Here is a 19,301-nt window from a genome sequence, read left to right as displayed (position 1 = left end):
CCCGCCAATCCGAAAAAGCGGACGGCGGGGCAGCGGCGGAAAATGCTTAGTTGCTTCCGGGCTGGAAGACAACCTTGATGCAGCCGTCTTCCTTCTTCTGGAACTTCTCGTACAGCTCCGGTGCTTCTTCGAGGGATACCTGGTGGGTCACCAGGTTGGTGACTCCCAGCGGATCGGCTGAATCCTCGACCAGCGGCATCAGGTCATCGGTCCAGCGCTTGACGTTGCACTGGCCCATGCGCAGGTTCAGCTGCTTGTCGAACATGTTCATCAGGGGCATGGGGCTGGCCGTGCCGCCGTACACGCCGCTCAGGGAGACGGTGCCGCCGCGGCGTACCGCGTCGAGCGCCCCGTGCAGGGCTGAAAGCCGGTCCGTTCCGGCAGTTTCCATGGCCTTCTGCGCAAGCTTGTCAGGGAGCAGGCCCACAGCGGTCTGCGCGGCCTTGCCTGCGGGGGAGCCGTGGGCTTCCATGCCGACGGCGTCCACTACGGAGTCGGGTCCGCGGCCGTCCGTCATGCTGCGGAGCTCGTCGGCAACCTCCTTGTGCAGATCCACGGTCTCCACGCCGTACTGGGAAGCGAGCTTACGCCGTTCCTCAACCGGATCCACGCCTATGACCCGGTAGCCCAAATGGGTGCCGATGCGGGCTGCGAACTGTCCCACCGGGCCCAGGCCGTAAACGGCGAGGGTGCCGCCGTCGGGCACATTCGCGTACTGGACTCCCTGCCAGGCGGTGGGCAGGATGTCGGACAGGAACAGGTACCGGTGGTCCGGGAGTTCGGTGCCCACCTTGATCGGGTTGTAGTCGGCCAGCGGAACCCGCAGGTATTCCGCTTGTCCGCCGGGAACGGAGCCGTACAGTTCGGAGAACCCGAAGAGGGCGGCGCCGGAGCCCATTTCGCGGACCTGTGTGACCTCACACTGCGTCTGCAGGCCCTGGCGGCACATAAAGCAGCTGCCGCAGGCAATCTGGAAGGGAATGACCACGCGGTCACCCTTCTGCAGAGTGGTGACGGCGGAGCCAACTTCTTCCACGACCCCCATGGTTTCGTGGCCGAGGATGTCGCCCGGCTTCATGTAGGGCGTCAGGACACCGTAGAGGTGAAGGTCCGAACCGCAGACTGCGGTGGAGGTGACCCGGATGATGGCGTCAGTAGGTTCCTGAATCACCGGATCCGCGACGGTCTCTACGCTGACGGACTCTTTTCCCTGCCATGTAACTGCTCTCACGTGCCAACCTCCTGCTAATTGCTCCGGATGCTTGTTGTGCGTTCACCCATTGTGGCAAATAGTAAGGGTGCTGACAAAATGCGGCACGCGTAACCTCGTCAGCGGCGGGATGCTGCTTCGAGCAGTCCAGGGGCCTCGAGCAGGCCTAGGGGGTGCTGAAGGGCCGGACGCCGCTGCGGGCCGCAGGATTCGCCAGGGCGCGGGGGTCACGCCGGAGGAAGGCCATGTCCAGGGCTTCCTCATTGGTCAGTGCGCGTCCTGAGGGTTCGGCGCACGGTGCGGGTTCCGCTCCCAGGCGGCACACGGGAAGGCTGGGCGGAGCAATGATCTCCACCGGGTGGGCGGCGCCGCCTGCTGCCGCGGACTGGTCTCCGCCTGCCGGTCCGGACCGGATGCCGGCTTCCACGGCGTCGTCAGCACCGGCGCGCAGCCGGGACAGTGCGGCGCTTTCCACATGTTCGGCCCTCGCAAGATTCACCCGGACGGCGGCTCCCAGGGCTCCGGTGTGGGTCAGGATGTTCATCAGCGTGCCGTATGTGGAAGCGGTCAGGCAGCCCCGGACTTCCAGGCAGGCCAGGCGCTGCTGCGTATCGATTCGCACCAGGACCCGCAGGCCGTGTCCGGTTGAGGACTGTTCCAATGATTCGCTCAGCATCGAATCCTCCGCACGCTTGTAATGGCGGCGTCTGCTTAACCGGGTAACCGACGTTATCCCACGTGAGACGGTCTGTCTGCCCCTATCTGCGGTTACGGGTCCGGCACCTGCTAATTGGAGCCGGTGCCCTCGGGTGCGGCACTGTTCCGGACCACGGTTTCAGCTGTTGCTTCGGCAATGGCTTCTTCTTCGTCAGTGGGCACCACCAGTACCGGTACGGCTGAATCCGTGCCGCTGATCAGCCGTACCCCAGGTTCGCGCCGCTGGTTTGCGTCACGGTCCAGGGTGATGCCCAAAGCACCGAGCCGGTCCAGGGTCAGCTCGCGGAATACGGGGGAGTTTTCTCCAATCCCGGCGGTGAACACCAGGGCCTGAGCGCCGCCCACCGCGACGTGGTAGGCGCCGATGTACTTGGCGAGCCGGTAGGCGGCCACCTCCAGTGCAGTGGCCGCCGTGGTGTTCCCGGCCGCCGCCGCGTCCTCCAGGGTCCGCATATCCGAGGCTCCGCCCAGGGCAAGGAGGCCGGATTCCCGGTTCAGCAGGTTGTCGAGGGTGTCGGCGTCGTAGCCTTCCCGGAGGAGGAACACAAGGATGGACGGATCAACATCGCCGCTGCGCGTGCCCATGACGAGTCCTTCCAGCGGGGTGAATCCCATGGAAGTGTCGATGCTGCGGCCGTCCTTGATGGCGGCGACGGAGGCGCCGTTGCCGAGGTGGGCGATCACGGCGTCGAACTCCTCCGGTTTGATGCCCAGGAAGCGCGCTGCCTCCGGAGCCACATAACCGTAGCTGGTTCCATGGAAGCCGTACCGGCGAATGCCGTACCTGCGGTACAGGCTGTCGGGCAGGGCGTAGCGCCAGGCGTGCTCGGGCAGGGTGCGGTGAAAAGCGGTGTCGAAGACGGCCACCTGCGGGATGTCGGGCCACTTGTCATGCACGGCGCGGATCCCGCGGGCGCTGGCCGGATTGTGCAGGGGCGCCAGAGGGCTGAGGCGCTCAATGGACCGGACAATTTCGTTGTCGATCAGCACCGGTTCGCTGAAGCGCTCGCCGCCGTGGACCACCCGGTGCCCGACGGCGTCAACCTGACGTCCGTCGAGGGCCTCGGGCAGGCGGCGGGCAAGTTCCTCCAGGGCGGCTCCGTGGTCCGGCACGGCCTCTTCACCGATCCGATCGATGATGCCCTTGACCAGCAGTTCACCGCTGGAGGTGTCCCGTACCTGGTATTTCAGGGACGAGGATCCGGAATTGATAACCAGTACCAGCATTAGTCCTCCTGTGCCTGAACCGCGGTGATGGCCACGGTGTTCACGATGTCTTCGACCGTGCAGCCGCGGGAAAGGTCATTGACCGGTTTCCGCAGCCCCTGCAGGATCGGCCCCACGGCCACCGCCCCGGCGGACTGCTGCACCGCCTTGTAGGTGTTGTTGCCGGTGTTGAGATCCGGAAAAATGAACACGGTGGCCTGGCCTGCCACGCTGGACCCGGGGAGCTTGGAGGCGGCCGTGGTGGCGTCCACCGCGGCGTCGTACTGGATGGGTCCTTCCACCGGCAGATCCGGCCGGCGGCTGCGGACCAGTTCGGTGGCCTCGCGGACCATTTCCACCGACTCTCCGTGTCCTGACGCGCCGGTGGAATAGGAGAGCATGGCCACCCGGGGTGTCACTCCGAAGCGGGCGGCCGTGTCCGCGGAGGCCAGGGCGATGTCCGCCAGCTGCCTGGCATCCGGTTCCGGGTTGACGGCGCAGTCCCCGTACACCAGCACCCGGTCCTGCAGCAGCATGAGGAAGACCGAGGAGACAATATCCACTCCCTCCTTGGTGCGGATGAATTCCAGCGCCGGGCGGATGGTGTTGGCAGTGGTGTGGGCGGCTCCGGAGACCATTCCGTCCACCCGTCCCAGCTGGACCATCATGGTTCCGAAGTATGCCCCGTGAAGCATGCGTTCACGGGCGTCCTCCAGGGTCACTCCCTTTTTGGCGCGGAGGACCGCGTATTCGCGCGCAAAATCGTCCCGCAGCCCGCTGGTTGCCGGGTTGATGATGGTGATGCTGCTGAGGTCAACGCCTTCGCTGGCCGCCAGTTCCCGCACCTGGCCCTCCGGTCCCAGGATGGTCAGGGCGCACACGTCCCTGCGCTGCAGGATCTCGGCGGCGCGGAGCACCCGGGCGTCCAGGCCCTCCGGCAGGACAATGTGCTTGCGTTGTGCGCGGGCACGCACGATTAGCTGGTTCAGGAAACGCAGCGGCGTGGTCTTCTCCGGACGGGGCAGCTCCAGACGCTCCAGAAGTTCCTGTTCATCCACATGGCGGGTCCACACTCCGAGGGCGGCGGCAACCTTCCTGCGCTGGCCGGAAGCTATCTCGCCGCGCACCCGGCTGACCTTGCGGGCGGCCGTGTAGGTGTCGTCGTCGACGGCGAAAACCGGGAACGGAGCCTGCGACAGCAGTGCCAGGATGCCTGCATCGATGGGCAGGCCGCCGGTCAGCACCATGCCGCTGGGAACCGGAAACTCCGGCGACACGGCGGAGGCAAGCCCGGCCACCATGACATCGGCCCGGTCGCTGGGGGCGATAACCAGATTTCCGTGCTCCAACTGGGAAATGAAGTTCCCCACGGTCATGGCGGCCACTTTGATGCCAACGACGTCGCGCTCCAGCGACGAGCTTCCGGCCACCTGGCGTGCGCCCAGAGCCTTGGCCACCTCAGACATGGAGGGCTGCGAAATCTCGTTCAACTCGGGCATGACGTAGACCGGCCGCCCGGAAGCGCCGGGACGCACCGCGGTGCGGACGGCATCGACGTCATCCGGCTCCGCCCGGTTGACCATCATGGCCAGGAGGTCACAGTGGGCATCGTGCAGCTCGCGCCTGGCCACGTCCACCGCATCGGCCGTCTCCGGCACCGTCATCTCCCGCCCGTTGACAACCGCCAGCACCACAGCGCCCAGGTTGTTCGCCAGGCGGGCGTTCAGGACAAACTCAAGGGCGACGTCGTGCCCTGAGAGATCGGTGCCCTCGATAATCACCACGTCGCAGTGGGCAGCAACCTCGTTGTAGATCGTCAGGCACCGGGAGTCCACTTCGCCGCGTTCGCCTGCCACAAGCAGGGAGCGGACCTCGCGGCGGGTGAGCCCGCCCCGGCTGGTCTCGGAGGTCAGGTTGAACTTGCGCTGCATCAGCCGCACCATGGGATCCTGTGCCGGTTCCGGTCCCTCAACGATCGGACGGAAAAACCCGATCCTGTCCGCATGGCGCAGCAGCATGTCGGCCAGTCCCAGGGTGACCAGGGACTTGCCGGATCCCGGGGTCATGGCGCTGACATAGATTCCGTGGGCCATGGTGGTGTCCGATCTCTGGGGTGAAGGGCCGTGCCGCCGCCCCGCCTCCTGAACCCGGCGGGAGGTGTGATGAGCAACACCCCACTATCCTCCCAAACGCACCCGGCAGTGGCTAGCGGACAGGGCTTCGGGGCCCGTCGCGGGGCTGTCCCCGCCCTGCGGTGAACTGTTACGTCTCAGGATGTGGGATTAAACTGGAGACTATTGGCCGGCGGCCTACGATTGGTCGGTCAGTTTTACGAATACCCGAGTACAAGGACCACCGTGAGTCTCTTCCGAACCAAACCCATTGAGGATTCCCTAGCGGATGCCGACGAGCCGGGGCGGAGACTAAAACGGTCGCTGACCACCTGGGATCTGATGATCATGGGTGTGGCAGTGGCCGTGGGTGCCGGCATTTTCTCGGTGGGCGCCAAGGCGGCCGCCGATTTCTCCGGTCCGGCAGTGACCCTGTCTTTCGTCCTCGCCGCACTCACCTGTGCCCTGGCGATCATGTGCTACGCCGAGTTCGCCACCGCCATCCCCGTGGCCGGCTCAGCCTACGTCTTCACCTATGCCACGATGGGCGAGCTGGTGGCCTGGATTATCGGCTGGAACCTGATTCTGGAATTGTTCACCGCCGCGGCGGTGATTGCCAAGTACTGGGGCATCTACCTCAGTGAGGTGTTCCGGCTGCTCGGCCTGGACATTCCAGCCACCATTGACCTTGGCCCGGTGGATCTCACCTGGGGTCCGCTGCTGATCGTTGCGGTGTTCACCGTGCTGCTGGTGATGGGCACCAAGCTGTCCGCCCAGGTCAGCAACGTGTTCACGCTGATCAAGATCGGTGTGGTTCTCTTCGTCATCGTCGCCGGTTTCTTCTACGTCAAGGCTGAGAACTACACGCCCTTCATCCCGGAGTCCGTCCCCACTGGGGGAACCGGGACCCAGGACGTCATGCAGCAGTCGCTGTTCTCCTTCCTGACCGGTGCGGCGCCCGCCCAGTACGGCATGCTCGGTGTCTTCGCCGGAGCGGCCATTGTCTTCTTCGCCTTCATCGGGTTCGACGTCGTTGCCACCTCCGCCGAGGAAGTGAAGAACCCGGGCAAGACCCTGCCGCGCGGCATTTTCGCCGGGCTGGCAGTGGTCACTCTGCTGTACATCGGTGTATCTCTGGCCCTGACCGGCATGGTTTCCTACACCGACCTGGCGGCCGCGGAAGCGCCGAACCTTGCAACCGCGTTCAGTCTGGTGGGCAACACCTGGGCGGCGCAGGTGATTGCCATCGGCTCGCTGATCGGCCTCACCACTGTGATCATGGTGCTGCTCATGGGGCTGGCCCGCGTGGTGCTGGCCATGAGCCGCGACGGCCTGCTCCCGCGTTCCCTTTCCCGCACCAGCGACAAGCACGCCACGCCCGCCCGCCTGCAGATTCTCTGCGGCACCCTGGTTGCCCTGGTGGCCGGGTTCACGCAGGTGGACGTGCTGGAGGAAATGATCAACATCGGCACGCTCTCCGCCTTTGTGGTGGTTAGCCTCGGTGTGCTGGTGCTGCGGCGCAAGCGCCCGGACCTCAATCCAGCGTTCCGGGTGCCGTTCGGCCCGGTGCTGCCCGTTCTCTCGGCCCTCCTGTGCCTGTATCTGATGGCTAACCTGGCTGTGGAAACGTGGATCTACTTTGTGGTGTGGCTCCTGATCGGCTTCCTGTTCTACTTCGCGTACGGCCAGCGGAATTCTCGGCTGAATGAGAAGTTTGCCGACATCCGGCAGATGGAACGGGACGAGCGCGCCGACCGGCTGGAACGCGAAGCGCGTTCCGCAGCTCCGGAGGCCTGAGCTACTCCCGCCTGAGCTACTCCCGCCTGACCTGCTCCCGCCTGAGGCGGCCCGCCCGGTGACGGGCAGGCCGCCTTTCCCTTCCCGGGGCGCGCGGGCTTGCGTTCCGGTGCGCCGGTGGCAGACTGGGCAGCATGTTAGTTGCTTTCTCAGTAGCCCCCTCCGGTGTTGGACCGGATACGCCTGCGGGTTCCGCGGCGGCCGATGCATCGGTGCACGACGCCGTTGCCGCGGCAGTCCGTATTGTGCGCGAGTCCGGCCTTCCCAATCACACCGATGCCATGTTCACCACCCTTGAAGGGGAGTGGGACCAGGTGATGGAAGTGGTCCGCCGGGCCACGGAAGCGGTAGGCCGCTACGGCAGCCGTGTGTCCCTGGTGCTCAAGGCCGACATCCGGCCCGGCCATACCGGCGAACTCACCGGCAAGGTTGAGCGGCTGGAAGCGGCGCTGGAACGCTCCTGAGGGAACGGGCACCGGGAGCGGTCCCTGAGGCACTTAAACTGGGAGTATGACCAATACCCCCGGCCTGACGGCGTCGACCAGTTCCCTCCGGACCACCCCGGCCCTTGGAACGGTTGCCTGATGGGCCGCCAGCGGCCCGGGAAGACCCCCGCAAACCCGGCGAATGCAGGCGATGCGCCTACGGGCGGCCCGGTGGCCGGAACCTACCCCGTGGACACCGGAACCTGCGAACTGGTCCCGGATCAGTTCGACCCCCAAGGGTGGATCCTGATGGTCAACGGCGTGCACAGCTCCCACATCGACCTCGCCGATCCGCGCCGGCTGGACTTTGAATACATGCGGTGGATCGCTGCGCTGGTCGATACCCACTGGGCAGCCGATGCAAAGCTGCGTGCCCTGCACCTGGGTGGAGCGGCGTGCTCCATGGCCCGTTACTTTGCCGCCGGGTTCCCCAACGCACGCCAGGTAGTGGTGGAACTGGACGGCAGGCTCGCCGAGCTGGTGCGTGCCTGGTTTGATCTGCCGCGCGCACCCCTGATGCGGCTGCGCGTGGGCGAAGCGCGCGAGGTCACCGAGACGCTGCATGACGACAGCCGGGACCTGGTAATCCGCGACGTCTTCGCAGGAGCCAAGACCCCGGAACGCCTCACCACGGTGGAATTCACCGCACAGGCAGCGCGGGTGCTGGCTCCGGGCGGGCTCTACATCATCAACTGCGGTGACACTCCGGACCTGCGCGGAGCCCGCCGCGAAGCCGCAGCCGTGTGCCGGGTGTTTGCCCATACCGCAGTCGTCGCCGATCCCGCGATGCTCAAGGGCCGGCGCTACGGCAACATGATCATTGCCGGCAGCGACGCACCGTTTGCCGGGCACCCGTCGCTGCCGCGGACTCTGCTGGGCGGCGGCGTTCCGGCCCATCTGTGGGATGACGCCCAGGTGCGCGCTTTTGCTGCCGGCACCCGGCCCCTGACGGATGACCAGGCAACCTGACGGCTTTCGGATTCAGCAGCGAAAAGGCCGCCCGCGGTGCGCAGTGCACCGCGGGCGGCCTTTTGGGTTTCTACCGGTTTGCGCTAGACCCCGAGGGCTGAGGAGATTGCTCCCACGGAGAAGAACACCACGAAGGCTGCGGCCACCACATACATCAGCGGGTGGACTTCCTTGCCGCGGCCCTGGAAGAGGCGGATCACGGCGAAAGTCACGAACCCGGCGCCCAGACCGGTGGCGATGGAGTACGTGAACGGCATCAGGACAATCGTCAGGAACGAGGGGATGGCCAGCCCCATGTCGCTCCAGTCGATCTTGCCGACCTGGGACACCATGAGGAAACCCACCACCACCAGTGCGGGGGCGACAGCCTCAAACGGCACCAGGTAAATGAGCGGCGTCAGGAACATGGCGACGATGAAGAGCAGGCCGGTCACCACGGAGGACAGGCCGGTGCGGGCGCCTTCAGCGATGCCGGAGCCGGATTCCACGAAGATCTGATTGGAGGAAACACCCGCGGCACCGCCAGCTACTGCGCCGGCGGCATCGACCAGGAGCACGCGGTCCACGTTCGGGATGTTGCCGTCCTTATCCGCGGATCCGGCGGCGGACGCCAGGCCCACCATGGTGCCCATCGCGTCGAAGAAGATGCTCAGCAGGATCACGAAGGTCAGCAGCGACGCAGCCACAACACCAAGCGTCTGGAAGGAACCAAAGACGCTGACTTGGCCCAGCAGGGACAGATCAGGGGCCGCCCACTGCGGCATGCTCGGGGTGACCAGCGACCAGCCGGTTTCGACGCCGGCGCCCTGGGAGCCGGGGGACGCGACCATCTCGATGATCACGGCGAGGATGGTGGAGGCCACGATGCCAATGAGGATGGCGCCCCTGACGTTGCGGGACATCAGGACGATCGTCACGATCAGGCCAAAGACGAAGACCAGGCTCGGCCAGCCCAGCAGCTGGCCCCCGGTGCCCAGTTCCAGCGGAACGGTGGTGCCGGCCGCATCGGGGATGCGGCGGACAAAGCCGGCGTTCACAAAGCCCAGCAGAGCAATGAACATGCCGATGCCGACGACGATCGCCGTCTTGAGGCTCGCGGGAACGGCCCTGAAGACCGCGGTCCGGAAACCGGTCAGGACCAGGATGAACATGGTTACACCGGAAAGCAGGACCAGGCCCATGACGTCGGGCCAGGTCAGGCCCGGATTGGTTGCGACCGTTGCGGCGACGAAGGCGTTGACGCCAAGTCCGGTGGCGAGCGCAAACGGATGTTTGGCCCAGGCTCCCATGAGGATGGTCAGAACGCCGGCCACGAGGGCCGTTGCAGCTGCAACGGCGGGACCGGCCAGCGTATTGCCTACGCCGTCCTGGCCGCCGAGGATCAGCGGATTGAGTACCACGATGTAGCTCATGGCGAAGAATGTGGCCAGTCCACCCCGGACTTCGCGGGAGACGGACGAACCCCTCTTGGAGATTTCAAAGTACCGGTCCAGCTTTGAACCTTGTTTGAGCATGACGCTTCCTCTGGATGGTGATGGCTGGTAGGGGAAATCCCGCCATTCGATCTTATCGCGCACCATTGACCGCATGAGGGGCGAGGACGTATTGGAGCAGAGGGCCCGTAACGTGAGATTAATCGCGTCCGCCCGGGCTGGAACTAAGCGCTGCCGGTCCAAGCCCCGGGGAAACGTTCAAGAGCAGCGCCGCGCTGCGCCACTTCCTGTCCCGCTTGCTTGGCTTGGCGGACCAGTTCGCGGATCGGGGAAGCAACTCCTTGCCACGCGCCCACCAGATAGAGTCCCGCACTGCGCAGCGCCCTGTGCTGTTCCGCTCCGGCAGCAAATCCGAGTGAGCGGAGCAGCATGAGCGCGGCCGGGCGCCCGCAGCCGGCCAGCACCACGGCATCGGTCAGCAGTATGCCGTCGGGAGTGCGGACCGCCCACTTGACGGCCTCCCCGGTTACAGGCGCTGGAATTCCGGATCCATGCAGCAGGCTCACCGTCTGGACAACAGTGCCTCGGCGGATATCCAACGCATGGCCCGTCGCGTAACCGTGCAGCAGGCGGATCAGCTCGGCCCGCCCCGGCAGTCCGGCGGCATCCGCAACCGGCGCATGGGCCGGCTGGCTGTCCTGCCGGAGCCGGTCCAGGACAACGGACTCAACACCCCGGCGGTTCAATTCGCTCACCACGGCAAGGCCGGTCAGTCCGCTGCCGATGACGACGGCGGCGGTCACCTCCGTGTGGATTCCCGCCTCCCGGAGTACTGCCGTTGATGTGCCGTTCACCCTGCGGGCCGCTGTATTTACCACCGAGGCAACCTCCTGACGTAGATCAGGCTGCGGCTCCGGCGCCTCTTCCGGTTCCGCAGATGCCCGCCCCGGACGGATGCGGGCAGGTTTTCCGGTTGTGATGCCCCGAAGCATATCCATCTTTGGCGGTACCGTGCAGTGCCTCTTTTGGTGTGTTTCGCCAGCCGTCACTCTCCGCGCCGAGGCACGGTAGGCTACCGAACTAAAGCCGTGCTGTGGCGGCCGTCCCCAGGGGCGCCGGCAGCCGTGCGTGGAGCGAGAGGGGCGGACTGTGAGCAGTTCAATGTGGAGCGAAGACAGCGGCCTGGAGTCGTCACCGGGCATCGTGGTGGGTGTGGACGGCTCTGACCAGAGCCTGTGTGCCCTGGTGTGGGCGGCCAAGGAGGCGCAGCGGCGCAGAAGCCCGCTGCACGTCATCACTGCGTATACCGTGCCCATCTTTGCCGCCTCCTCCATGGATGCCGGCTACTCGACCATGGATGACGCCATCATCCGTGAGGGGGCTCAGTCCGTCCTGGACAAGGCCCTGGAGCGTATCAGCCGGTACAGCATCGAGGTTTTTCCGCGGGTCGAAACCGGAGACGCGTCCGCCGTCCTGCTGGAACTGTCCGAGGAAGCGGACCTCATGGTGGTGGGGTCCCGGGGCCGCGGGGGGTTCGTGGGGCGCCTGCTGGGTTCGGTCTCCAGCGCACTGCCCGCACACGCCAAATGCCCTACGGTGGTGGTGCCTCTGCGCACGGCGGGACGGCTCCCCGAAGCCGGGGTCCGGCCGCCGTCCGGCTCGCCGACCATGCAGACCGTCGAGGACGTGGTGGTGGTGGGCGTGGACGGCTCCGAACAAGGGCGTGCGGCGTCCCTCGTTGCCGCTGAGCAGGCCATGAGCCGCGGGTTGCCGCTGCAGATTCTCTGCGCCCTGCCGCCCTTCAGCGGTTCCCTGGCCTGGGTCCCCGCCCCGCTGGACCTGGAGGCCCTGCACGAGGAGATCTCTGAGCAGCTGCGTGCAGGCCAGGCCTGGCTGCAAAGCCACTTCCCGGACCTGCCGATGTCCGTGCAGCTCCTTGACGGCCCTCCGGCGGAGATCATGATCGACCGGACGGCGGACGTGGAGCTGCTCGTCATGGGGACGCGCGGGCGCGGCGGCTTCGCCGGCATGCTGATGGGCTCCACCAGCCAAAGCGTGCTGCATCATGCCAAGGGTCCGGTGATGGTGGTTCCCGATCACGAAGATCCCCGCCTCGCGGACCGGGCGAGCTTCGGGTCCCTTCCGCAGGAGTAGCCGTGTCCGGGCCCGGGACCCGATTCCCCGGGGTCAGGCGTGCTGCTGCCCCTCGTGGACGGCGTGCGTGGCCGGCTCCAGCTGGAACGTGCAGTGCTTGGTGTCAAAGTGGTCGCTGAGGCAGGTGGTCAGCCGGTCCAGCAGCTGGTCCATCCGCTCCGAGGTGAGGTGGTCGTCGTCCACCACCACGTGCGCGGAGAACACCGGAACACCGGAGGTGATGGTCCAGATATGGATGTCATGCGCATCGGAGATGCCGTCCACCCGCACAATGTGGTCCCGGATCATTTCGGTGTCCACGCCCTGCGGGGTGGCCTCAAGCAGGACATCGATGACTTCCTTCAGCAGTGACCACGCCCGCGGCAGGATCATCAGGGCAATCAGGATGGACGCCCAGGTATCGGCCTGCTGGTAACCCGTGAGCATGATGACGACGGCGGATACCACCACTGCTGCCGATCCCAGCAGGTCGCCCAGGACCTCCAGATAGGCGCCGCGCACGTTCAGGCTCTCTTTGCGGCCGCTCTGCAGCACCAGCAGGGACGCGAGATTGGCCAGTCCGCCCACAACCGCGGCACCGAGCATGAGGCCCGTGTGCACTTCGGGTTCCGATCCAAAGCGGCGGATCGCCTCAACAAAAATGACGGCGGCAATGACGATCAGCAGCACGGCGTTGGCGAGGGCGGCGAGGACTTCGGCACGCTGATAGCCGTAGGTGCGCCGCTTGGTGGCAGGCCGGGTGGCGATCCAGGCGGCCAGCAGCGCGATGGAAACACCGGCGGCGTCCGAGAGCATGTGGCCGGCATCGGCCAGCAAAGCCAGGGAGCCGGAGAGCAGGGCGCCGGCTACTTGGAGGAAGACAACACTGACGGTGATCAGGAAAACGATCAGCAGTTTGCGGCGGTGCCGTCCCGTGGCGGTTCCTGCGGGCAGTCCGTGACTGTGGCCGTGATGATCTCCCATGCCTTAAGGCTAACTATCCCCAGCCGAGTTCGTGCAGGCGCCCGTCGTCAATGCCGAAGTGGTGGGCGACTTCGTGAATTACCGTGATGCGGATTTCATCGACCAGCTCGTCCCTGGAGGAACACATCCGCATCAGCGGGCCGCGGAAAATGACGATGCGGTCCGGCAGCGAACCGGCATCCCACCAGGAATCCCGTTCTGTCAGGGGAGTGCCTTCGTACAGGCCCAGCAGCTCGGTGGAGGGGTCCTCTCCGGGGCCGGGCACGTACTCGTCCTCAATGAAGATGGCGACGTTGTTCATGGCGGCGGCCAGGTCCGCAGGGATGGTCTCGATGGCGTCATCCACCGCGGCCTCGAAGTCTTCGGGAAGCATCTCTATGGGCACCTAAGCCACTCTAGCGGGGCAGTCTGCAGTCCGTTACGACGGCCGTTTTGCTGTTTTCCCAAACAGGCCCTATAGTTTTATGAGTCCACAGGGGCGCAAACGAACGGAAACTTCCGCTTCCAAACACTCCTGTGTGTTCTAAAGGCCCCCATCGTCTAGCGGCCTAGGACACCGCCCTTTCACGGCGGCGGCACGGGTTCGAATCCCGTTGGGGGTACTCAGGAGTGGTAATAGGACCGGCAAAATGCTGGTAGAGTTTACACTCGTGAAAAGCAAGGCCCTGTAGCGCAGTTGGTTAGCGCGCCGCCCTGTCACGGCGGAGGTCGCGGGTTCGAGTCCCGTCAGGGTCGCTCAGATTTTCTGAAGCGATTTGGAAGATCTCGGTGATCATCGGTAGCGATGATGCCCGGCTCTGTAGCTCAGTTGGTAGAGCGTTCGACTGAAAATCGAAAGGTCACCGGATCGACGCCGGTCGGAGCCACCAGCTAAAACCCCGGACTTGCGAGTCCGGGGTTTTTCTTTTTAACTATCGGCCGGCGGCGCTTCGGCCGAGGCTTTGGCAGGCTCTTTCCCAACGGGTTTGCCGGCACTCAATCTCCCGCCGGATACCGGAAAATGGCAGCCCTTCTCTTCCCAAAATCGGCGGCTTCCCGTTTGAATGGTCCCGAATCAACTTCGGAGGCAATGATGACGACGGAAGATACAGACCCTTTTGGGTGGGAAACGGCAGCAACCCACCAGAGCGAGGACCTCACGGAAGCCCAGTGCTGGACGCTGTTGTCCGGCACGGGAACCGGGCGGGTTGCCTATCAGGACAACGGCCGGGTGCTGGTGTTCCCGGTCAACTACGTGGTCCATGACCAAGGCGTGTATTTCCGCACTGCGCGGGACGGCATCCTCGGCGGGGGACCGGAACATCAAAACGCATCGTTCCAGATTGACCACCATGATTCCGGGCGGATGGAGGGCTGGTCGGTCCTGCTCAGCGGCCGGGCCGAGCCGGTAACGGATGCGAACCTGCTGGCCGAACTCTGGGGACGCCGTATGGATGAGCCCTGGGGCGGCGGGCAGAGAGACGTTTTCATCGGCATTGAACCCGGGCTCCTGACCGGGCGCAGGGTGAGGCGGTGGTGAACGCCGCCGGCGGTCCTGCCTGCCCAAAGTGCTGACCTGCAGTATACGCTTTGCAGCATGGATGACGCCCAGAACCTGAACCTGTCCGCCCCGGTTCCCCCGACAGCTCCGCCCGCCGTGGTCGGGGGCAAGACGGCCATCAGCGAGCAGGCAGTGGCCAAAGTTGCAGCCATTGCCGCCCGGTCCGTGGACGGCGTGTACGCGCTGGGAACCGGTTCCGGGCGTGCGCTGGGCGCCGTCCGTGATGCGGTGGGTGCGTCCAGTGCCACGCAGGGCGTCCACGTTGAAGTGGGCGAGACCGAAGTGGCTGTGGACGTGACCCTGGTGGCTGTCTACGGAACTCCGCTGACCCGGATTGCCGATAATGTCCGTGCCGCCGTTTACTCCGCGGTGGAATCGCTGGTGGGACTGCGGGTAGTGGAAGTGAACGTGGACGTGAATGATGTTCAGATTCCGGGTGCCGCCGAGGGCCGGGCAGACAAACCCGGCTCTGTGTCCGAGCCCGCTGAGCGGAAGTCCTGAGGCAGTATCCGTTATAGGGTCGAAGAAGAGTTCGGGATCACCGTCATGAGGCAGGAACAATGAAACCAACTGTTACGGGCATGGCGATCGGAGCCGTTCTCGCCTTCACTGCACTGATTTTCGATTTTTGGGGTTTCCTGCTGATGGCACTGTTCATCGCCGTGGGAGCGTTGTGCGGGCGTGCCGCGGAGGGCAAGGTGGACTTCCGCACTGTCCGTGATGCGCTGACCGGACGCCGTTCTGCCTCGTGAGCTCCGCCGTCCTGCCCGCAGGTCCGGCCGTTGAACGCCCAACAGGCCTCGCCGGACACAACCGGATCAGCACCCAGGCGCTGACCTCCACGGCCAAAGCCGCGGCGGCCGAGTTTTTCCGCGTTCCGCCGGCACAGATCCGGGTCACCTGGTCCGATGACCAGGGGATGCTCGCCATGTCTCTGGCCCTGCCGGTCGCCCTTCCGCCCCTGAACCGCATAGCGGCTGATCCGAATCTAGTGGCCCGGGCCGGCGGATCCGTCTGGGACCGCGCCCACGAGGCCAAACTCCTGCTCAGGGACAGGGTTACCGATCTGACCGGCTCGCTGGTTTCCCGGGTGGACGTCCGCATTACCGGCGTTCACCTCGAGGAAGGAAGCAGGGTTCGGTGAGCAACGACGTCCGTACCCGGCAGATCGTCAGCCGTGAAACCCATGCCAGCCGGGCCGTGGCATCACTGGTGGTTGTCATTCTGGGCATCGTTTTTTGCCTGTACGTCCTGTTGGAAGCAACGCTCCAGGCACTCGGCCAGGACGCCTGGCTCACTGACCCTGCCGCTCTGGGTGCCTGGCTTTCCCGCCTTCCCGAGAACGCCGACACCGCCGTTCTGGGACTCAGCGGACTGCTGATCCTGCTGGCTGGCCTGGTGTTTTTCCTGCAGGCAGTCCTGCCGGGAAGGCGGCCGCGCTACTCCCTGCCCAACCCGCGCGCCGCCGTCGTGGTGGACGCGGAGGTGCTGGCCTCTTCGCTGGCACGCCGTGCCCGCCTCACGGCCGGGGTTACTGCCGGGCAGGTGCTGGTGACCGTGGGCCGCACCCGGATTGATGTCCGCATCCGGCCAACCTCGGGCATCCCGGTTGACGAAGAGGCGGTGCGCGCAGCCGTGACAGAAGAGTTGGAGCTGACCGGCCTCTCGCCCTGCCCCGAGGTCCGTGTACAGGTTTCTCCCGTGGGGGTGATCGGACAGTGAACCGCACACCGCGGACGCTGAACCGCATCCTCCTGGGGTTGATCGGGCTGATTCTTATCGGCATCGGCGGCGGCCTGCTCTGGCTCACCCTGGACAGCGGTGCCGCGAGCCGGTGGCAGCGCTTCGCGCCCGAGATGCTGGAGCGGATCCGGGCTTTCGGGGCGGACACCACCCTGCCGGGCCAGTCGCAGAGCTGGGTGTGGGTTCTGCTGGTGTTCTGCATGCTGGCGGCGATTGTGCTTCTGGTCCTCTGGGCCGCAGCCCAGGGCCGCGGCCGGACCGGAACGCTGGTATCGGAATATGACGACGACGGCGCACCTGGCCGGGTGGCGGTCAGCGGCGCCGTGGCGGAGCAGGCCCTGCGCGCGGCGCTGCAGGAAGATCCGGCTGTGGCAGCTGCCGCCGTCAGCACCTATGACGTGCGGGGGAGCTCGGCCCTGCGGATCCGCATCAATCCGCGGCAGGGTGCGGCGCCCCACCTGATCGCTGCCGATGCCACGCGCCTGGTGGAGGCGCTGGACGCCGCACTGGGCCGGGAGCCGGCGGTGCTGATCAGTATCGATGCTGGCCGCAGGCTGCGCTTCAACCGTGAGGACCGTGTCCGCTAGGGGTGACAGCGCATTGAAGAATGGTGCTGTATGCAGGCAACCACGTGGCCCGGCAAACCGACTCCGTCCTCCGTCAGCCGTCGGTAGTGGTCCAGATGCTCTTGTTTGACGCGCTGCGTTCCACTCCGTTGAGGACTCTTTGCACCTGCAGTCCGTCGGCGAAGGAGGGCTCCGGTTGGCGCCCCTCGGATATGGCTTCCATGAAGTCTTTTACCTGGTGTGAAAAGCCGTGCTCATAGCCCAGCATGTGTCCGGCGGGCCACCAGGCTGACATGTATGGATGGCCAGGTTCGGTGACCATGATGTCGGTGAATCCCTGGCGGGTGGCGGGGGCAGTTGCATCATAGAAACCCAGCGAGTTCATCTCTTCCAGATCGAAGCTAATGGCTCCCCGCGAGCCGGCAACTTCTATCCGGAGTGCGTTCTTCCGGCCGGTGGACATGCGGGTCGCTTCGAAGGAGCCCACTGCGCCGCCGTCGAACCGGCTGTTAAAGAGGGCAAGGTCGTCAACCGTGACGGCGCCTCTTTCCTCGGTTGCGGTCCCGGCCAGTCCCGTACCGCGGCCAAGAAGGGAGCGTTCGTGGACAAACGTATTGAGGGTGCCGCTGACGGCAGTGATCTTCTGGCCCGTGATGAATTGCGCGAGGTCGACGGCGTGGGCACCCAAGTCACCCAGGGCGCCGGACCCTGCAAGGTCTTTTTGGAGGCGCCAGGTCAGCGGAGCCTCGGGGTCAACCAGCCAATCTTGGAGATAAACGGCACGTACCTGCCGGATCTCTCCGACGGCACCAGACCGAACGAGGTCCCGGGCGAACGCTGCCGCCGGCACCCTGCGGTAAGTGAAGCCGACCATGGCTCTGCCAGCGGCGCCTTCGGCAGCAGCCGCCATGGCTTCGGCTTCGTCCAGGGTGTTGGCCAGGGGTTTCTCGCAGAGAACGTGCTTGCCGGCTTCGAGCGCTGCGATGGCGATCTCTGCGTGGGACGAGCCGGGGGTGACGATGTCTACGACGTCGATGTCATCCCGGGTCACGGCCGCCCGCCAGTCGGTCTCCGTCTGCTCCCACCCCCATTTCCGGGCTGCTGCTTCAGTCCGGGTGGCCTCGCGACCCACAAGCAGGGTCATCACCGGCCGTGCAGGAAGGTCAAAGAACCGGGGTGCAACCCGCCATCCCTGTGAATGGGCAGCACCCATGAAGCCGTGGCCGATCATGGCAACTCGCAGGGGTGATACGTCGTTCAGCATTATTCCTCTTCCGGCGGTTGGAAAACTCAACGGCAGCGGGACGCCCAGACCCGGGCGTCCCGCACAGGGGGCTAGGACTCGAAGGCGGTCGGCAGGTATTGCTCGACGTTCTCCTGAGTGACTACCGGGGCATTCAGGACAATGCGCTTCGGGACCTCTACCTCCACCAAGTCACTCATCGCCTTGTCCTGCGCGATCAGCCGGGCCAGACGGATTCCGTCCGCTGCCTGAGTGGAGGGGTAGATCACCGTAGCTTTCAGGACGCTTTCACCGGACTGGATCTCCCGCATGGCGTTTGCCGATCCGGCGCCGCCGACCATGAAGAACTCATCCCGGCCGGCGTTGTCGATTGCCGCCAGAACACCGATGCCCTGATCGTCATCGTGGTTCCAGATGGCATCGATCTTCGGGGCAGCGGAGAGCAGCTGCGACGTGGTCGCCTCTCCGCCCGCAATCGTGAAGTCCGCAGCCACTCGGTTGTCCACGTCCAATCCGCAGGATTCGAGGGCGTCTGCAAAGCCCCGGCTCCGGTCCTGCGTCAGCGGCAACGAGTCAACACCGGCTATTTCGGCAACAACGGCGTCATTGTTCCCTCCGATTTCCTCGCAGATATAGTTTCCTGCGCTGACGCCCATGCCGTAGTTATCTCCCAGCACGGTGGCCCTGGCCGCAGAAGGGCTGGAGAACTCCCGGTCAACGTTAATCACGGGGATTCCAGCCTCGGTCGCCTGGGTTGCCACTTGGGTCAGCGCAGCGCCGTCCGTCGGCAGCAGCACAATGGCATCAACGCCGTCGTTGATGAACTGCTCAACTTGGCTGATTTGGAGGTTGGCGTCATTGGTTCCTTCCGCGACCCGGAGTTCCACGTCCGGAAGGTCCTCAGCTGCGGCCAGGGCGGCACTGTTTATGGCGCCGAGCCAGCCATGGTCTGATGCGGGCCCCGAAAAGCCGATGACGACCGTGTCCCCCTCGGCCTGGTTGCCTTCAACCGAAGCATTGGTGGGCTGGCTGTCTCCGCCTTCATCCCCGGGTGTGCACCCCGTGACGAGGGCACCAACAGTAAGGAAGGCACCGACGGGGATGAGCATTTTCCGTTTCTTGAGAACTGCAGGCATCTGTCTCTCCTCATTGAGTTAAGTGCGT

Annotated in this window: 20 protein-coding genes and 3 tRNA genes; 13 read left to right on the top strand and 10 right to left on the bottom strand. The window is 65.3% G+C overall.

Annotated elements, in window-relative coordinates:
- Positions 1 to 46: 46 nt before the first annotated feature.
- The 4 genes from QMA10_RS05405 to pta all read right to left on the bottom strand — a co-directional run bounded on the left by QMA10_RS05405 (position 47) and on the right by pta (position 5,226).
- Positions 47 to 1,231 (bottom strand): zinc-dependent alcohol dehydrogenase, encoded by a 1,185-nt coding sequence (locus QMA10_RS05405; RefSeq protein WP_290166778.1) that lies wholly within the window; start codon positions 1,229 to 1,231, stop codon positions 47 to 49.
- 145 nt (positions 1,232 to 1,376) lie between these two features.
- Positions 1,377 to 1,886, bottom strand: coding sequence for a hypothetical protein (locus QMA10_RS05400; protein ID WP_290166776.1), 510 nt, complete (start codon positions 1,884 to 1,886; stop codon positions 1,377 to 1,379).
- Positions 1,887 to 1,996: 110 nt separating this feature from the next.
- Complete coding sequence (locus QMA10_RS05395) at positions 1,997 to 3,154, bottom strand: acetate kinase (protein ID WP_290166774.1); 1,158 nt, start codon at positions 3,152 to 3,154, stop codon at positions 1,997 to 1,999.
- Entirely contained in the window at positions 3,154 to 5,226 is a 2,073-nt protein-coding gene (gene pta / locus QMA10_RS05390) for a phosphate acetyltransferase (RefSeq protein ID WP_290166772.1), read from the bottom strand. Before pta ends, QMA10_RS05395 begins: the two co-directional genes overlap by 1 nt.
- A 264-nt stretch (positions 5,227 to 5,490) precedes the next feature.
- Here pta and QMA10_RS05385 point away from each other — a divergent pair, with 264 nt between their 5' ends.
- The 3 genes from QMA10_RS05385 (at position 5,491) to QMA10_RS05375 (ending at position 8,495) form a co-directional block, all read left to right on the top strand.
- Positions 5,491 to 7,041 carry an amino acid permease gene (locus QMA10_RS05385; protein ID WP_290166770.1) on the top strand — a complete coding sequence of 517 codons (1,551 nt, stop codon included), beginning with the start codon at positions 5,491 to 5,493 and terminating at the stop codon, positions 7,039 to 7,041.
- Between the two features lie 134 nt (positions 7,042 to 7,175).
- Positions 7,176 to 7,505 carry a thiamine-binding protein gene (locus QMA10_RS05380; protein WP_290166768.1) on the top strand — a complete coding sequence of 110 codons (330 nt, stop codon included), beginning with the start codon at positions 7,176 to 7,178 and terminating at the stop codon, positions 7,503 to 7,505.
- Positions 7,506 to 7,625: 120 nt separating this feature from the next.
- Entirely contained in the window at positions 7,626 to 8,495 is an 870-nt protein-coding gene (locus QMA10_RS05375; protein ID WP_290166766.1) for a fused MFS/spermidine synthase, read from the top strand.
- Between the two features lie 83 nt (positions 8,496 to 8,578).
- Here the strand turns inward: QMA10_RS05375 and QMA10_RS05370 are convergent, their stop codons facing one another.
- Entirely contained in the window at positions 8,579 to 10,009 is a 1,431-nt protein-coding gene (locus QMA10_RS05370; RefSeq protein WP_290166765.1) for an NCS2 family permease, read from the bottom strand.
- A 143-nt stretch (positions 10,010 to 10,152) separates the two neighbouring features.
- Complete coding sequence (locus QMA10_RS05365; protein ID WP_290166763.1) at positions 10,153 to 10,806, bottom strand: FAD-dependent monooxygenase; 654 nt, start codon at positions 10,804 to 10,806, stop codon at positions 10,153 to 10,155.
- A 283-nt stretch (positions 10,807 to 11,089) separates the two neighbouring features.
- On the opposite strand from QMA10_RS05365, the gene QMA10_RS05360 reads away from it, so the two are divergent.
- Entirely contained in the window at positions 11,090 to 12,082 is a 993-nt protein-coding gene (locus QMA10_RS05360; protein ID WP_290166826.1) for a universal stress protein, read from the top strand.
- A gap of 33 nt (positions 12,083 to 12,115) precedes the next feature.
- On the opposite strand, the gene QMA10_RS05355 is transcribed toward QMA10_RS05360, so the two are convergent.
- Positions 12,116 to 13,045: a cation diffusion facilitator family transporter gene (locus tag QMA10_RS05355; RefSeq protein WP_290166761.1), complete on the bottom strand. Its 930-nt coding sequence runs from the start codon at positions 13,043 to 13,045 to the stop codon at positions 12,116 to 12,118.
- Positions 13,046 to 13,058: 13 nt separating this feature from the next.
- A complete protein-coding gene (locus tag QMA10_RS05350; protein ID WP_290166825.1) occupies positions 13,059 to 13,418 on the bottom strand; it encodes a metallopeptidase family protein in 360 nt (119 codons plus the stop codon).
- A gap of 156 nt (positions 13,419 to 13,574) precedes the next feature.
- On the opposite strand from QMA10_RS05350, the gene QMA10_RS05345 reads away from it, so the two are divergent.
- The 9 genes from QMA10_RS05345 (at position 13,575) to QMA10_RS05305 (ending at position 16,915) form a co-directional block, all read left to right on the top strand.
- Positions 13,575 to 13,647: transfer RNA gene (locus tag QMA10_RS05345), tRNA-Glu, on the top strand.
- Positions 13,648 to 13,706: 59 nt separating this feature from the next.
- Positions 13,707 to 13,780, top strand: a tRNA-Asp gene (locus QMA10_RS05340).
- 58 nt (positions 13,781 to 13,838) lie between these two features.
- Positions 13,839 to 13,914, top strand: a tRNA-Phe gene (locus QMA10_RS05335).
- A 203-nt stretch (positions 13,915 to 14,117) separates the two neighbouring features.
- Entirely contained in the window at positions 14,118 to 14,564 is a 447-nt protein-coding gene (locus QMA10_RS05330; RefSeq protein ID WP_290166759.1) for a pyridoxamine 5'-phosphate oxidase family protein, read from the top strand.
- A gap of 57 nt (positions 14,565 to 14,621) precedes the next feature.
- The gene (locus tag QMA10_RS05325) at positions 14,622 to 15,086 is read left to right on the top strand and encodes an Asp23/Gls24 family envelope stress response protein (protein WP_290166758.1); all 465 of its coding nucleotides are present in this window, start codon (positions 14,622 to 14,624) and stop codon (positions 15,084 to 15,086) included.
- A gap of 59 nt (positions 15,087 to 15,145) precedes the next feature.
- On the top strand, positions 15,146 to 15,337 hold the full coding sequence (locus QMA10_RS05320; protein ID WP_290166757.1) for a DUF2273 domain-containing protein: 192 nt from the start codon (positions 15,146 to 15,148) through the stop codon (positions 15,335 to 15,337).
- Positions 15,334 to 15,729: a hypothetical protein gene (locus QMA10_RS05315; RefSeq protein WP_290166755.1), complete on the top strand. Its 396-nt coding sequence runs from the start codon at positions 15,334 to 15,336 to the stop codon at positions 15,727 to 15,729. The genes QMA10_RS05320 and QMA10_RS05315 overlap by 4 nt, the downstream gene beginning before the upstream one ends.
- Complete coding sequence (locus QMA10_RS05310; RefSeq protein ID WP_290166753.1) at positions 15,726 to 16,307, top strand: DUF6286 domain-containing protein; 582 nt, start codon at positions 15,726 to 15,728, stop codon at positions 16,305 to 16,307. Before QMA10_RS05315 ends, QMA10_RS05310 begins: the two co-directional genes overlap by 4 nt.
- The gene (locus QMA10_RS05305) at positions 16,304 to 16,915 is read left to right on the top strand and encodes a hypothetical protein (RefSeq protein WP_290166752.1); all 612 of its coding nucleotides are present in this window, start codon (positions 16,304 to 16,306) and stop codon (positions 16,913 to 16,915) included. The genes QMA10_RS05310 and QMA10_RS05305 overlap by 4 nt, the downstream gene beginning before the upstream one ends.
- A 73-nt stretch (positions 16,916 to 16,988) precedes the next feature.
- Here QMA10_RS05305 and QMA10_RS05300 read toward each other — a convergent pair whose 3' ends face one another.
- Both QMA10_RS05300 and QMA10_RS05295 read right to left on the bottom strand, forming a co-directional pair.
- On the bottom strand, positions 16,989 to 18,125 hold the full coding sequence (locus QMA10_RS05300) for a Gfo/Idh/MocA family oxidoreductase (RefSeq protein WP_290166824.1): 1,137 nt from the start codon (positions 18,123 to 18,125) through the stop codon (positions 16,989 to 16,991).
- 104 nt (positions 18,126 to 18,229) lie between these two features.
- The gene (locus tag QMA10_RS05295; RefSeq protein WP_290166750.1) at positions 18,230 to 19,273 is read right to left on the bottom strand and encodes a substrate-binding domain-containing protein; all 1,044 of its coding nucleotides are present in this window, start codon (positions 19,271 to 19,273) and stop codon (positions 18,230 to 18,232) included.
- Positions 19,274 to 19,301 lie beyond the last annotated feature (28 nt).

Origin of the sequence: Arthrobacter sp. APC 3897, assembly GCF_030407495.1 — a bacterium.
In the GTDB taxonomy this organism is placed as follows: domain Bacteria; phylum Actinomycetota; class Actinomycetes; order Actinomycetales; family Micrococcaceae; genus Arthrobacter_B.
This window is presented reverse-complemented; position numbering and strand designations above follow the sequence as displayed.

Excerpts from the sequence above, each read along its gene's own strand:
- pta (WP_290166772.1), bottom strand. The coding sequence starts at position 5,226 with ATGGCCCACGGAATCTATGTCAGCGCCATGACCCCGGGATCCGGCAAG.
- QMA10_RS05325 (WP_290166758.1), top strand. The coding sequence starts at position 14,622 with ATGGATGACGCCCAGAACCTGAACCTGTCCGCCCCGGTTCCCCCGACA.
- QMA10_RS05350 (WP_290166825.1), bottom strand. The coding sequence starts at position 13,418 with ATGCTTCCCGAAGACTTCGAGGCCGCGGTGGATGACGCCATCGAGACC.
- QMA10_RS05360 (WP_290166826.1), top strand. The coding sequence starts at position 11,090 with ATGTGGAGCGAAGACAGCGGCCTGGAGTCGTCACCGGGCATCGTGGTG.
- QMA10_RS05295 (WP_290166750.1), bottom strand. The coding sequence starts at position 19,273 with ATGCCTGCAGTTCTCAAGAAACGGAAAATGCTCATCCCCGTCGGTGCC.
- QMA10_RS05375 (WP_290166766.1), top strand. The coding sequence starts at position 7,626 with ATGGGCCGCCAGCGGCCCGGGAAGACCCCCGCAAACCCGGCGAATGCA.
- QMA10_RS05380 (WP_290166768.1), top strand. The coding sequence starts at position 7,176 with ATGTTAGTTGCTTTCTCAGTAGCCCCCTCCGGTGTTGGACCGGATACG.
- QMA10_RS05400 (WP_290166776.1), bottom strand. The coding sequence starts at position 1,886 with ATGCTGAGCGAATCATTGGAACAGTCCTCAACCGGACACGGCCTGCGG.
- QMA10_RS05330 (WP_290166759.1), top strand. The coding sequence starts at position 14,118 with ATGACGACGGAAGATACAGACCCTTTTGGGTGGGAAACGGCAGCAACC.
- QMA10_RS05300 (WP_290166824.1), bottom strand. The coding sequence starts at position 18,125 with ATGATCGGCCACGGCTTCATGGGTGCTGCCCATTCACAGGGATGGCGG.
- QMA10_RS05320 (WP_290166757.1), top strand. The coding sequence starts at position 15,146 with ATGAAACCAACTGTTACGGGCATGGCGATCGGAGCCGTTCTCGCCTTC.
- QMA10_RS05355 (WP_290166761.1), bottom strand. The coding sequence starts at position 13,045 with ATGGGAGATCATCACGGCCACAGTCACGGACTGCCCGCAGGAACCGCC.
- QMA10_RS05370 (WP_290166765.1), bottom strand. The coding sequence starts at position 10,009 with ATGCTCAAACAAGGTTCAAAGCTGGACCGGTACTTTGAAATCTCCAAG.
- QMA10_RS05395 (WP_290166774.1), bottom strand. The coding sequence starts at position 3,154 with ATGCTGGTACTGGTTATCAATTCCGGATCCTCGTCCCTGAAATACCAG.